The following is a 13,435-nucleotide window of genomic DNA, read 5'->3' as shown; positions in this document are numbered from 1 at the left end:
TGCAGCTCCCTTGACGATGAATGGCATCCTTGGCCGGGTGACGGAGTTGATAGAGGTCGCGCGACAGCTGCTCAGCTTTGCGATGGCCTCGCATTGGCTGCTGCTCATCCTGTTCGCCGCCGCGGCGGTCGACGCGGTGTTCCCGGTGGTGCCCAGCGAGGGCATGGTGATCACCGCCGGCATGGCCGCGGCCGCCGGTCACCAGAACCTGCTGCTCGTGATCACGGTCGCGATGGCCGGCTCCGTCATCGGCGAGTCCGTCTGCTACTTCCTGGGCCGCGGCTCCGGACCGGCGCTGCACCGCTGGATGAAGCGCCAGGAGCGCCGTCAGAAGCTCTACGAGAAGGTGTCGGCCGCACTGCACTCCCGCGGCGGGCTGATCCTGATGACGGTCCGCTACATCCCGGGAGCCCGGATGGTCGCGACGCTGACGGCGGGCGCGACGCGGTACTCGTTCAAGAAGTTCATCGTGTTTACCTTCGCCGGCGTGACGGTCGCCTACACGTACGTCGCCCTGCTCGGCTACCTCGGCGGTGACGCGTTCGCGCACGACCAGTTGAAGGGGCTCGCGTTCAGCCTGAGCCTGGCCGCGGTGATCGGTCTCGTCGTCGAGACGTCCCGCCGGATCGTGGTCAAGCGCCGCGCGGCGAAGGTCACGGCCGCTTAACGATCCCCCCGCGGGTTTCCGCGCGGCTGCGTGTCCCGGGACAACAATTGCTGATTCCCGTGCGTCAGTAGTCCCGTGGTGAGGCCTGGGGCGAACCTCGCGGCCGTTGCGGTGGTCTTCGCGGCGGTCCTGGCCGGATGCGCCGACGTACCGCTGGAAGGCGCTCCCAGCCCCAGCAAGTCCACCCCCACCAACCCCACGGCCAGCAAACCCACTGCGGCCAAGCCCACCATCAAGCCGACGCCCAAGCTGCCGGCGGCGGCGCCGGTACTGCGGGCCTTCCCGGAACGCCTGCCCACCGGCAAACCACCGCTCTTCATCGTCGTCTCCTTCGACGGCGCCGGCGATCTCGCGCTCTGGGCTCGCTGGCGCGCTGTCGCCAAGCAGGTCAACGCGAGGATGACCTTCTTCCTCTCCGGCCCGTACCTCTACCCAGGCGACCGCCGCACCGACTACCAACCGCCGTACAAGAACCCCGGCGCCTCCGACATCGGCTGGGGTGACACGGCCAGCATCCTCGGCCGCACGAAGGTGCTCCGGGAGGCGATCGCCGAGGGCCACGAGATCGGCACCCACGCGAACGGGCACTTCTGCGGCGCGACCGGCATCGGCCGCTGGACGACCGCGCAGTGGACGGCCGAACTGGGCGCGTTCGACCGGATGGTGCGGACCGGCCCCTCACTGGCGGCCGGCAAGACCGTCGAGCCGCCGTTCGACCCAGCCACGGTGAAGGGCATGCGGACCCCGTGCCTGGAGGGCAAGCGCCCCGCGTACCGGGTCGCGATGGCGCAGCGCGGCATGCTGTACGACGCCTCCGCGCCCGGGTACATCGCCTGGCCGAAGAAGGCCGACGGCCTGTGGAACTTCCCGCTGGAATCGGTGACGCTGGCAGGCACCGCCAAGAAGACGCTGACGATGGACTACAACCTGTGGTTCGCGCAGACCCAGGCGCGGAAGGCGCCGATCGCCCAGGCGCCCGCGCTGAAGGCGCAGGTCCTCGCGACCTACCGGCAGGCGCTCGCGAAGTCGCGCGCGAGCGGCAACCCGCCGTTGTTCCTCGGCAACCACTTCAACCGGTGGAACAACAGCGTGTACTCCGACGCGCTGACCGCCTTCGTTACGGAGACGTGCCAGCAGCCCGACGTACGGTGCGTGTCCAACATGGAGTTGGCGAGCTGGCTCGCGAAGTACGGCGTACCGCGCGGCCCTCGCCAACCGTCATAGCTTCAGGTAGCCGTACGCACTCTGCCAGGTGCCGCCGTCCTTGATCCGGCCCACGACGAGCCGCTGCAGCTTCGTGTCCTGCGGGAGCTCGTCGAGGTGCTCCAGGCCGTGGGTGCGGAACGTGAAGAAGATCGCGCTGTCCTGGCTGTCGTTCGGCGTCCCGTACGGCGTGAAGCGGCGCCCGAACGTCACCATGTTCGAGTCCTGCGGGAGGTTGTCGAGCAGGTACGGGTCGAGCAGCCAGGACCACAGGTTCGCCGTCTGCACCGGGTACTCCGGGAAGTGCCGCGGGAAGAACTCGCGGGCCCGCTGGATGCTGTCGTCGACCAGCTCCGGCGTCAGCGGACCGGTCCCCGGGATGTGGACGCCGATGATCCACTCACCGGGCTCGGTGCCCGGCACCGGCTTGTCCTCCGTGACCTGGAACAGCATGTACTGCAGGCGCCCGAGCCAGTAGATGTTGCCGACCCAGAAGTTCGTCAGCCACCAATGCGTCTCGAGGCTGTACTCGCCGTTTGTACGACGACTCACCTTGAGCTGCTGCCCCAGGTCAGCCAGCGACGCCCAGCTGATCTCGTCCGGAATGCCTCGCTCCGCGTGGAAACGGCGGATGTCCGGCACGGTGTCCAGGAACGCCTGGACCGAGTTTCGCGGATCCTCCGGCATCTTGAACTCCGGCTCGCTGCCGAGCTTTCCGATCGCGCCGCGGATCTGGTCCGCGAGCTCCTTCACGACCGCCTGATCCGGCGTGAACGCCTCGGCCGCCTCCCGGTCGACATCGGCGAACCCGAGCAGGCGATATTCCTCAAGACTCGTCACTCATCAACGGTAACCGATGTAAACGAGCCAGGGACTTACGATCTCAGGCGTGAGCTACGAGCGCTTCTCTCCTCCGGAGCGGTTGCGGAACGTGGTCGACCATGTCTGGCTGGTCGAGTCGCCGCCGTTGCCGGAGCTGCGGCAGGAGATTCTGATTCCGAACGGTCGGCCAGGGCTGGCCGTCGCGCTCGGCGAGCCGGGGACGCGGCATGATCCGGTGACCCATATCGAGTGGCCGAATGCGGCCTCGGTGTTCGGAGTGATGACTCGCCCGCACGTGCTCGGGCAGGTGGGTACGTCGAGTTACGCGGGCGTCGAGTTCACGCCGTGGGGGCTTGCCGCGTTCGGTCTCGCCGCGTTGGTGGACGAGGTGCAGCCGTTGGCGGACTGGGTCGGCGCGGATGCGGTGGCCGGGTTGACGACGGAGATGCGGGCGGTGCCGTTCGGCCCGGGGCGTGCCGAGAGGTTGGCGGGCTTCCTCGCGGCTCGGCTGACGACGACGGTCGCTCCGCCGGTCGTAATCGAGGCGGTACACGCGATCGACGAACTGCGGGGCCAGGTAGCCGTGGCGGAGGTGGTTCGGCGGTGCGGGACGTCGTACAGCACCTTGTACCGGCTGTTCCGGCGGAGCATCGGGATCGGGCCGAAGCAGTACGCCGAGATCATCCGGTACTACCACTTCGTCGGCGGGCTGCTCGGTGGTCCCGCCGACGCCGCCGCGACACTGTCCGCGTTGCACGGGTACTACGACCAGGCGCACGCGGCACGGGACTTCAAGCGGTACACCGGCGTGAGCGCGACGACGTTCCTCGCCGTACAGAACGGCATCGCTGCTCTGATGCATGGAAGATCCGTCCAAGACGATCAGCCGGACGATGCCTGAGGATCTGGGTATGGGACGCATTGTTCATGTCGAGATAGTTGCCGAGGACCACGATCGGGCCGCGGAGTTCTACCGCGAGGTGTTCGCCTGGGAGGTGACGCCGGCGCCGGTTCCGGACGGGTACCTGCTCGCGGCGACCGGGCCGGGGGAGGGGATCGACGGCGCGATCATGAGCAGCCGGTACCAGTCGCAGCCGACGATCGCGTGGATCGAGGTCGACGACCTCGAGGCGAGCCTGACGGCCGCCCGCGCGGCAGGCGGCACGCCGGTCGGCGAGATCCAGGACCTCCCCGGCGTCGGGAGACTCAGCTACGTCCGCGACACCGAGGGCGTCCTGGTCGGCCTGCGTCAGCGTTCTTCGGCGAGCCCTAGGTAGAGGATCTGCGGGTTCGACGGGTTGAAGGCCAGCGACGGGATGCCGTCGTGCTTGTTGTGGTTCTTGGTGAGGGCTCCGGTGGAGGGGACGAAGCGGTACAGGTCGGCGCCGAAGTTGGCGAAGGAGGTGCCGTAGCTGAAGTAGAGCAGGTCGGTGTCTGTGGGTGCGGCCCACATCTTGTTGCCGTTGATCAGGTCGGCCCGGCTCTGGTCCAGCACCTCGCGGAACTTCTGCCCGCCGTCGGTCGACTCCCAGATGAACCGGGTCGACCGGTCCCGGTCGTACCCCTCCATCCAGACCTTCGACGGGTCGGCCGGTGACATCGCCAGGCTGAACGCGTTCACCCGCTCGACCGGCCGCGACCGGGTCCAGGTCAGCCCGCCGTCGAACGTCACGTACACGCCGTCGGACATCACACCGGCCACCACGTGATCCGGGTTCCGCGGATCCACCACGGCGTCGTACAGGAAGAGATCACGAGCAGGCGGTACGCCGACGCGCTGCCAGGTCACGCCGTCGTTCGAGGAGTCGTAGAGCTGCCCGTCGCCGGCCACGACCCGAAGCCGACCGGGCTGTGCGTGCAGCGCAGCCAGCCCGCCGCCGGCGACCGGTCCGAGAACCGTGGTGACCTGCGAACCGTGCACGCGATAAATGGGCTGGTCGTTGACGCTGTAGACGTACGCCGAGTCGCCCGGACCCGGCTGTACGTCGTACGTGCTGAGGTCGTCCGGTGTCTTGTCGAGCAACTGCCAGCTGCACCCGGCGTCGTTCGACCGCTGGATTGTCTGCTGGCCGATGCTGACCAGCGTGTTCGGTTCCTGCAGTGCGGCGACCTTCGCGTACGTGACGGCGCGCAGCTTGCCGGTCGTCGGGGCGAGGGTCGCGCCGTCGGACTCGGTGATCGTCACCGAGCCGTCGCCGTACACGGTGTCGCAGTGCGGGCGGTTCCAGAACCAGCCGGGGTCCGCGGCACCGGCGTACGGAGGAGTCAGCGCGATCAGGACGGTCAGGGCAGTTCCGAGGGCGGTCATCCCTTAGGTGTAAGGGATTTCAGGCACGCCGAACCAGCGCTTGCCGTGGCCGACAAGCGCCATGACCTGAACAGGTCAGCCGGCAGCGGTGTCGATGTGGCGCGCGAGCACCAGGTCGTCGTCGGTGATCCCGCCGGCCTCGTGGCTGCTGACCCTGAACGTGATGGTGGTGTAGCGGATGTCCATGTCCGGGTGGTGGTTCATCGACTCCGCCAGCTGCCCGACGGTCGCCACCAGCCGGATGCCGTCCAGGAAGGTGTCCCTCTTGACGCTTCGGACCAGTTCGTTGTCCACGACCTTCCACTCCGGGAGGTGGTCGCGCAACGCGAGGTCGATCTGGTCGTCGGTCAAGAGCTCACTCATGCGCTCACTCTAGACCCCCGCGTGACGCGGAGCGGCGGGCGCGCGGGGCGGCGAGGAACCCCAGCAGGGCCAGTGCCGATCCCGCGGTGACGATCGCGCCGAAGACCCAGGGCTGCGGGTTGTCGGAATTGAACGCCAGCAGGGTGCCGCTGATCGCCAGTCCGGTGGCGATGCTCATCGTCGCGGCCATCTGACCGGCGCTGGTGTTGCGGCCGGAGTTGCTCTGGTCGGAGAGGTCGAGCGTGAGCACCGACAGGCTCGAAGAGCTGAGTCCCATGCCGATTCCCGCGAACCCCCAACCGATCAGGCCGATCCACGTGGTCGCCTCCGTCCATGCGAGTAGCGACGTCACGGCCAGTCCGAGCGTCATGAACGCCAGCCCTGTCCGCAGTACGACGACCCGCTCGATCCCGTGCTCACGACCTTGCAACCACGATCCGAACGCCCAGCAGACGCCGGTGATCGACAGCGTCACCCCGGCCCGCGACGGGCTGAAGTTGTGCTCCAGTGTGAGCAGCAGCGGGAGGTACGCGCCGACTCCGGCGAACGCAGCCCCGCCGAGTCCGCGGACGGCGACCACCGCGGGGAAACCGCGTCGTGCGGTGAACGTGCCGGCCGGCATCACGCGTACGGCGGCCCGTCCTAGCACTGCTAGCGCCACGACCACCGCCGTACCGCCCAGGAAAGGATGCGCTTCCAGGTGGTCACCGGCCAGCGTCATCGAGAACAGGGCGACGGATGCGGCGAGGGCCCAGGGGAGTGCGGCTCGCCACGCCTCGAGCTCGGCCGCATCCTCGGCGGTGCGCTCGGGTGCGGGGGCGTCGGCCGATTGACGCATCGCCGGGCGGAGCAGCAGCCAGCTCGGCACCAGCAGGACGAGCGCGCCCAGGAAGACCCAGCGCCAGCCGAACTGCTCCGTCACCACGCCGGTCAGCACCGGTCCGAGGACCGACGGCAGGATCCACATCGCAGCGAACAACGAGAACATCCGCGGTCGCAGTACCGCGGGCAGCGCGCGGGCGACGAGCACCATCAACGACACGTCGAGCAGGCCCTCGGCCAGACCGCTGAGCAGCCGTCCCGCGATCACCATCGGCATCGCAGTCGCCGTACCGACCAGGATCTGCGCGAGGGTGAACGAGATCGCGCCCGCGCGCAGGGTCGGGATCGGGCCGCGGCGGTCCGACCAGAGGCCGGCGAGCGCGAGCGAGATGAGGTAGCTCGCGTTCGGCGCAGCGTTCGCGAGCCCGAAGCTGCCGAGTGCGTCGAACTCGCGGACCATCGTGGGCAGCGCCGTACCGACCGCGCGGTTCTCGAACGCGCCGAGCGTGACGAGGCCGATCACCCCGAGCACCAGTGGCAGGTGCTGTCCGGTGAACAGCTTGGGGCGGGACTCAGCGGTCGTCGTCATGCCCGCTATGGTTGAAGTTCAAGTTAGGTTTAAGTCAAGTGGCTCGATTGCCGGGGAGTCGGAAGATCAGGACCAGGACGCGGAGGACGAGCACCGCGCAGATCACCAGCAGGTTGTAGCCGAACAGCTGGAACAACGTCATCGAGTCGGTGACCTTCGGGCTGCTCGGCGTACCGAGGAGCAGGACGGCCATGATGCCCGCGGTCGCACCTAGCACTGCTAGGAGCGCCTGGTGGAGCAGGCCGGTGAAGTGCCGGCGGTCGCGTTCGTCGGCGAACAGGCGGACGTTCACACCGAGCCGTCCGCTCTCGGCGGCAGCCGCGATCCGGTCGATCCGGCGCGGCAGGCGGCGCAACATCGGGAGCAGCGTGGCGAGTTCCTCGGTCGCCGTACGACGGAGCGCATCGGGCGTGAGCCTGTCGGTGACGTGCGCGCCAGCGAACTGACGGGACGCGGCGACCAGGTCGAAGTCGGGGGAGATCCGGGAGATCGTCCCTTCGACCGTGGCGAGCGCGCGGAACACGGCGGCGACCTCGGGCGGTACGCCGAGTTCGTGCGACGTGATGATCTTGAACAGGTCGTTGAACATCGCCGGGCCGAGTGTCACGCCGGCCGCGAGATGCTTGGTCATGAACTGACCGACGGAGCGCTCCAGGGCGCGTTCGTCGACGACGTCCGGGCGGTAGACGATCTCGAGCAGGGCGTCGGTGGCCGACACCGGGTCGCCGTGGTCGATCGCGAGCAGGAAACGTTGCAGGGCCTCGCGGGTGGCCGGGTCGAGGCGGCCGACCGAGCCGAGGTCGAGCATGCCGATCCGGCCGTCGGTCAGCAGGAGGAAGTTGCCTGGGTGCGGGTCGGCGTGGAAGACGCCGTCGATCGCCACCTGGCCGAGCAGGCACTCGAACAGGGCGCGGCCGAGGCGGGCTGGGTCGAGGCCGCGGTCGGCGATCGCCTGCGCGGCGTTGCCCAGACCGATGCCGTCGAGGCGCTGCATGGTGAGGACGCGGCGGGTGGAGCGCTCCGGGTACAGCCGCGGTACGACGAGGTCATTGCTGGTGGCAACGGACTGGCCGGCGGCGACCGTGGTCATGTTGCCGGCCTCGACGGTGAAATCGAGCTCCTCGCGCATCGCGTCCGCGAACCCGTCGGCAAGCGCCCGTACCCCCATCGAGCGTCCCCAGTCGGTGTTCCGATCCAGCAACCTGGCAAGCCGCCGGACGATGTCGAGATCACGGTCAACAAGCCCGGCAATCCCAGGCCGCTGAACCTTGACCACCACATCGGTGCCGTTGGTGAGGCGGGCGGTGTAGACCTGGGCGACGGAAGCGGCGGCGAGGGGTTCGGTGTCGAACTCGGCGTACAGCTGGGTGATCGGGGCGCCGAGTTCTTCGGTGAGGATCTCCTCGATCTGGGACCAGGGTGCCGGGGTGACCTGGTCCTGGAGGCGGCTGAGTTCGGTGGCGACCGACTGCGGGATGACGTCGCTGCGCGTGGACAGTACTTGGCCGAGCTTCACGAACGTGACACCGGCTTCGTCGAGCGCGAGCCGCAGCGACCTGGCCAGCTCGGCCTGACCCGCGGCGTTCTCGCGGCCGGGACGGCGGCGGCCGCGCAGGTACGGGCCGAGGCCGTGCTTGATCGCGATCCGCAGAATCTGCAGGTACCGCCGGGTGCGTGCGATCCGCCCGCTCAGATCCCGCCGCAGATCACGGGCCCGCGGCAACGACCCCGTCGGCACCATGGCCTCGGCCAGTACGAGGAAGACCAAACCGGCGAGCATCGAACACACCGCCGTCAACGCGAGGAACGCGACCGCGGCGGCGTTCGAACCCTCGAAAGGCAGCTTGCCGACCAGCGCGTTGGCGATCGGACTGAACACCGACAGCGTCAGCGTCGCCCCCAGCGCCAGCCGGAGTACCCCGAACCGCACCCCGAGCAGCCGCTGCGAGACCGGCACAAAGATCACCATGAACACAAACAGACTGAACAATCCCGCGACGACGATCCCCATGCCCGGAACAGTAGGCCCCGAACCGGCCCACCCGCCTCACCCACGCGAGTGACCCAACCCCGGACCCCCCGACTTTGAGCACCCACCAACCATTTCGGGGCCGCGAAAACGGTTGGTGGGTGCTCAAAGAGCGAGTCCCCTGGCCCGGGTGGGGCCAGGGGACTCGGGGTGGTGCGGGTGGTTAGGCGGGGCGGCGGCGGATTTTGTTGCCGAGCCAGACGATCGGGTCGTACTTGCGGTCGACGACGCGTTCCTTCATCGGGATCAGGGCGTTGTCGGTGATCTTGATGTGCTCGGGGCACACCTCGGTGCAGCACTTGGTGATGTTGCAGAAGCCCAGGCCGTGCTGCTCTTGCGCGGCGTGCTGCCGGTCGGCGGCGTCGAGCGGGTGCATGTCCAGCTCGGCGACGCGCATCAGGAACCGCGGACCGGAGAACGACTCCTTGTTCTCCTCGTGGTCACGGATCACGTGGCAGGTGTCCTGGCACAGGAAGCACTCGATGCACTTGCGGAACTCTTGCGAGCGCTCGACGTCGACCTGCTGCATCCGGTACTCACCCGGCTTCAGGTCCGCCGGCGGCTTGAAGGCCGGCACCTCGCGCGCCTTCTGGTAGTTGAACGACACGTCCGTGACCAGGTCCCGGATCACCGGGAACGTGCGCATCGGCGTGACCGTGACGACCTCGTCCTCGGCGAACGTGTTCATCCGGCACATGCACATCAGCTTCGGCATGCCGTTGATCTCGGCGCTGCAGGAGCCGCACTTGCCGGCCTTGCAGTTCCACCGGACCGCCATGTCGGGCGTCTGGGTCGCCTGCAGCCGGTGGATGACGTCGAGGACGACCTCGCCCTCGTTCACCTCGACCTCGTAGTCCTTGAGCTCACCGCCCTCGGCGTCTCCCCGCCAGACGCGGAACTTACCTTTGTAACTCATTTGGCCGGCAGCTCCTCATCCGTCAGGTACTTCTTCAGCTCGTCGAGTTCGAACAGCTCCAGCAGGTCCTCGCGCATCGGGATCTGCTGCTCCTCGGTGACGTTCACGACGCCGTCGGCGTCGAGCGCGCACACCAGCAGCTTCTTGCGCCACTCGGGGTTCATCCCCGGGAAGTCGTCGCGCGTGTGCCCACCGCGCGACTCCTGCCGCATCAGCGCCGCCCCGGCCACACACTCCGACACGGTCAGCATGTTGCGCAGGTCGAGTGCGAGGTGCCAGCCCGGGTTGAACTGCCGGTGACCCTCCACCGTCATCTTCGCGATCCGGCTGCGGAACTCGGACAGGCGGCCGAGCGCCTGCTCCATCTCCTCTTCCTTGCGGATGATGCCGACCAGGTCGTTCATCGACTGCTGCAGTTCCTGGTGGATCGTGTACGGGTTCTCGCCGCCCTCGAGCTCGAACGGCGCCAGCGCGTCCGCGGCCGCCGCGTCGACGTCGGCCTCGTCGATCTTCGGCCGAGCCGCTCCGAGACCGTCGACGTACATCGCGGCGCCCATACCGGCCCGCCGCCCGAAGACCAGCAGGTCGGACAGCGAGTTGCCGCCGAGCCGGTTCGAGCCGTGCATACCGCCGGCCACTTCACCCGCGGCGAACAGGCCCGGTACGACGGACGACGCGGTGTCCGGGTCGACCTCGACGCCGCCCATCACGTAGTGGCAGGTCGGACCCACCTCCATCGGCTCCGCGGTGATGTCGACGTCCGCCAGCTCCTTGAACTGGTGGTGCATCGACGGCAGCCGCCGGGTGATCTCCTCGGCCGGGAGCCGCGAGGACACGTCCAGGAAGACACCGCCGTGCGGAGTACCGCGGCCGGCCTTCACCTCGGAGTTGATCGCGCGGGCGACCTCGTCGCGCGGCAGCAGCTCCGGTGGGCGCCGGTTGTTGTCGGGGTCCTTGTACCAGCGGTCCGCCTCGTCCTCGGACTCGGCGTACTGCGCCCGGAACACGTCCGGCACGTACTCGAACATGAACCGCTTGCCCTCGGAGTTCTTCAGTACGCCGCCGTCGCCGCGGACCGACTCCGTGACCAGGATCCCCTTCACCGACGGCGGCCAGACCATGCCGGTCGGGTGGAACTGGATGAACTCCATGTTGATCAGCGTCGCGCCCGCCCGCATCGCCAGCGCGTGCCCGTCACCGGTGTACTCCCAGGAGTTCGAGGTGACCTTGAAGGACTTGCCGACACCACCGGTCGCCAGTACGACGGCGGGCGCGTCGAACAGGATGAACCGGCCGGACTCACGCCAGTACCCGAAGGCGCCGGAGACCGCGTCGCCGTCCTTCATCAGCTCGGTGATCGTGCACTCGGCGTACACCTTGAGGTTCGCCTCGTAGTCGCCGGTGGCCTCGAAGTCCTCCTGCTGCAGCGAGACGATCTTCTGCTGCAGGGTGCGGATCAGCTCCAACCCGGTGCGGTCGCCGACGTGCGCGAGCCGCGGGTAGGTGTGACCGCCGAAGTTGCGCTGGCTGATCCGGCCGTCGGGCGTGCGGTCGAAGAGTGCGCCGTACGTCTCCAGCTCCCACACCCGGTCGGGAGCCTCCTGCGCGTGCAGTTCGGCCATCCGCCAGTTGTTCAGGAACTTCCCGCCGCGCATCGTGTCGCGGTAGTGGACCTGCCAGTTGTCGTTGGAGTTCGCGTTGCCCATCGCGGCCGCGCAGCCGCCCTCGGCCATCACGGTGTGCGCCTTGCCGAACAGGGACTTGCAGATGATCGCGGTCTTCTTGCCCTGCTCGCGGGCCTCGATCGCCGCGCGCAGGCCGGCGCCGCCGGCCCCGATCACGACGACGTCGTACGAGTGTCGTTCCAGCTCAGTCATGAAATCCTCAATTGATGATGCGCAGGTCGGAGAACCACCCGGCGGAGACCGCCATGATGTAGAAGTCGGTCAGGATCACGGTGAACAGCGACGTCATCGCGAAGGTGCCGTGCTTCGGGTTCAGCTTGGACACGAAGGTCCAGTACCGGTAGCGCATCGGGTGCTTGGAGAAGTTCTTCAGCCGGCCGCCGACGATGTGCCGGCAGGCGTGGCAGGACAGGGTGTACAGCCACAGCATCACCAGGTTCAGCCAGATGATCACCGTGCCGAGGCCGATGCCGAATCCGCCGCCGTCGCCGTGGAAGGCCTGCACGCCGTCGTAGATGTTCAGCACACCGAAGATCAGCGCACCGTAGAAGAAGTAGCGGTGCAGGTTCAGCGCGATCAGCGGGAACTTGCGCTCACCGGTGTAGTTCTTGTGCGGTTCGGGCACCGCGCAGGCGGCCGGCGCGAAGAACAGCGACCGGTACCCCGCCTTGCGGTAGTAGTAGCAGGTGCCGCGGAAGCCGGCCAGGATCACGAACGTGATCAGGCTGAACGGCACGAACCGCGGGAAGTCGCCGAACCAGGTGCCGAGATGGCTGGAGCCCTCGACACAGCTGCTGGTCACACAGGGCGAGTACAGCGGCGTGAGGTAGTGGTACGCGTCGACCCAGTACCACTTGTTCATGAAGATCCGGATCGTCGCGTAGACGATGAAGAAGCCCAGGATCACGCCGATGCGCAACGGCGCGAGCCACCATCGATCCGATCTTGCCGTCTTGAGGCCTACTTGAGCGCGGCCTGGCGCGTTTACCCCGGTCGCCATCAGGGGGCGTGCCTGTCAGGCGCGCCGAAGCCTTCCTGTTCCGCGTCGGTCCACATGGACGCGTCATACTCCACGTCGGGAATCTCCTCGAGTTCCTCCGGAACGGGTCCGGGCCTGTGCCTGGGGTCGGGCGGGCCGAGCTCTGCGAGATCCTCGCTCAGCCGGGCCACATCGGACACCAGGCGGCGGATGCCGAGGGTGTCACCGTACTCCTGGCTGAGTTTGCCGACGGCCGCATGCAGGCCTTCGAGCGCTCGGACTACTGCAGCAACGCTGCTGTTGCCTTCACTCATGCCGACTCCAGTGATGGTTATGTAGCTGTCAGTATGGGCACACTTTGCCCCTGCCGAGCGTCCAACGGAAGACCCCTCGGTACGGCGTGTTTCCAGTTAGGCTTACCTCAGTTGCGAGGGCGCCGACGGGTGGAGTAATGGGGCGAATCCGGCCTGTAGGACAACGAGATTCGCAGGTGGCGTGAGGGTCTCGACCTGCTCCAGCCCAGGTGGTCGACGCGGCTCGCCGTACCCCTCCCACGACCACGGCAGCACCCGCTGACCGAGCACCAGCGCGGGTGCACCGTCGAACCGCACCATCGCCCCGTCCGGCAGTTCGGAGAGGTTCTGGGTCGTCGTCCGCTGCCGTCGGGTGCGGGATTCGACCCGCTGACTGTGCAGTACGGCGTCCATCTCGGCAGCTCTCGGGCGTTGAGCGTGACCTTGCGCCCACGCACCGGCGTACAGCAGGAAATCCCTGCGCCGGCAGTAATGACAGGGCCGATGGCCGGCCGAGAGCGCGACCGCTTCGTCGAAGAAGAACAGCGCGGTCCAGCGGCCCGGCGGCATCGGATCGCGCTGGATCCCTTTCCAGTCGAGGACACAGCAGATCCACGCCTTCGACCGCCAGCGGGTCGTGCCGAGGCGGCGGTCGGGGCCGTGCAGGCTGCCGCGATTGCCCATCAGCAGACCGCGGCCGGGGTCGGCGACGATCTCCTGGGTGGGCAGAACCCTGTTCTGCAACGGCATACCGGCATC

14 protein-coding genes are annotated in these 13,435 nt (G+C 68.0%); 4 read left to right on the top strand and 10 right to left on the bottom strand.

Going from position 1 to position 13,435, the window contains the following annotated elements:
• Positions 1 to 37: 37 nt before the first annotated feature.
• Both ACLJOO_RS02400 and ACLJOO_RS02395 read left to right on the top strand, forming a co-directional pair.
• Positions 38 to 667 carry a DedA family protein gene (locus tag ACLJOO_RS02400; RefSeq protein ID WP_410785100.1) on the top strand — a complete coding sequence of 210 codons (630 nt, stop codon included), beginning with the start codon at positions 38 to 40 and terminating at the stop codon, positions 665 to 667.
• A gap of 75 nt (positions 668 to 742) precedes the next feature.
• A complete protein-coding gene (locus ACLJOO_RS02395; protein ID WP_410785099.1) occupies positions 743 to 1,891 on the top strand; it encodes a hypothetical protein in 1,149 nt (382 codons plus the stop codon).
• Here ACLJOO_RS02395 and ACLJOO_RS02390 read toward each other — a convergent pair.
• Positions 1,886 to 2,710, bottom strand: coding sequence for an acyltransferase domain-containing protein (locus ACLJOO_RS02390; protein ID WP_410785098.1), 825 nt, complete (start codon positions 2,708 to 2,710; stop codon positions 1,886 to 1,888). The two genes, ACLJOO_RS02395 and ACLJOO_RS02390, sit on opposite strands and share 6 nt — an antisense overlap.
• Positions 2,711 to 2,759: 49 nt before the next feature.
• On the opposite strand from ACLJOO_RS02390, the gene ACLJOO_RS02385 reads away from it, so the two are divergent.
• Positions 2,760 to 3,593: a helix-turn-helix domain-containing protein gene (locus ACLJOO_RS02385; RefSeq protein ID WP_410785097.1), complete on the top strand. Its 834-nt coding sequence runs from the start codon at positions 2,760 to 2,762 to the stop codon at positions 3,591 to 3,593.
• 10 nt (positions 3,594 to 3,603) lie between these two features.
• Entirely contained in the window at positions 3,604 to 3,969 is a 366-nt protein-coding gene (locus ACLJOO_RS02380; protein WP_410785096.1) for a VOC family protein, read from the top strand.
• Here ACLJOO_RS02380 and ACLJOO_RS02375 read toward each other — a convergent pair.
• From ACLJOO_RS02375 to ACLJOO_RS02335, 9 genes are all read right to left on the bottom strand, one after another.
• Positions 3,942 to 5,000, bottom strand: a complete 1,059-nt coding sequence (locus ACLJOO_RS02375; RefSeq protein WP_410785095.1) for a VPS10 domain-containing protein — start codon at positions 4,998 to 5,000, stop codon at positions 3,942 to 3,944. The genes ACLJOO_RS02380 and ACLJOO_RS02375 overlap by 28 nt on opposite strands.
• Before the next feature lie 75 nt (positions 5,001 to 5,075).
• Positions 5,076 to 5,363 (bottom strand): 4a-hydroxytetrahydrobiopterin dehydratase, encoded by a 288-nt coding sequence (locus ACLJOO_RS02370; protein ID WP_131467271.1) that lies wholly within the window; start codon positions 5,361 to 5,363, stop codon positions 5,076 to 5,078.
• A 4-nt stretch (positions 5,364 to 5,367) separates the two neighbouring features.
• A complete protein-coding gene (locus ACLJOO_RS02365; RefSeq protein ID WP_410785094.1) occupies positions 5,368 to 6,774 on the bottom strand; it encodes an MFS transporter in 1,407 nt (468 codons plus the stop codon).
• A 34-nt stretch (positions 6,775 to 6,808) separates the two neighbouring features.
• Positions 6,809 to 8,785 carry an ABC1 kinase family protein gene (locus ACLJOO_RS02360; protein ID WP_410785093.1) on the bottom strand — a complete coding sequence of 659 codons (1,977 nt, stop codon included), beginning with the start codon at positions 8,783 to 8,785 and terminating at the stop codon, positions 6,809 to 6,811.
• Between the two features lie 181 nt (positions 8,786 to 8,966).
• Positions 8,967 to 9,719, bottom strand: a complete 753-nt coding sequence (locus ACLJOO_RS02355; protein ID WP_410785092.1) for a succinate dehydrogenase/fumarate reductase iron-sulfur subunit — start codon at positions 9,717 to 9,719, stop codon at positions 8,967 to 8,969.
• Positions 9,716 to 11,596, bottom strand: coding sequence for a fumarate reductase/succinate dehydrogenase flavoprotein subunit (locus ACLJOO_RS02350; RefSeq protein WP_410785091.1), 1,881 nt, complete (start codon positions 11,594 to 11,596; stop codon positions 9,716 to 9,718). The genes ACLJOO_RS02355 and ACLJOO_RS02350 overlap by 4 nt, the downstream gene beginning before the upstream one ends.
• Positions 11,597 to 11,603: 7 nt before the next feature.
• A complete protein-coding gene (locus ACLJOO_RS02345; protein ID WP_410785090.1) occupies positions 11,604 to 12,323 on the bottom strand; it encodes a hypothetical protein in 720 nt (239 codons plus the stop codon).
• Positions 12,324 to 12,403: 80 nt separating this feature from the next.
• Complete coding sequence (locus ACLJOO_RS02340; protein ID WP_410785089.1) at positions 12,404 to 12,697, bottom strand: hypothetical protein; 294 nt, start codon at positions 12,695 to 12,697, stop codon at positions 12,404 to 12,406.
• A 102-nt stretch (positions 12,698 to 12,799) separates the two neighbouring features.
• On the bottom strand, positions 12,800 to 13,426 hold the full coding sequence (locus tag ACLJOO_RS02335) for a hypothetical protein (protein ID WP_410785088.1): 627 nt from the start codon (positions 13,424 to 13,426) through the stop codon (positions 12,800 to 12,802).
• Positions 13,427 to 13,435 lie beyond the last annotated feature (9 nt).

The organism is Kribbella sp. C-35 (assembly GCF_046549195.1).
Classification (GTDB): domain Bacteria; phylum Actinomycetota; class Actinomycetes; order Propionibacteriales; family Kribbellaceae; genus Kribbella.
Note: the sequence above shows the minus strand (reverse complement) of the source record. Positions and strands in the feature narration are given on the sequence as shown.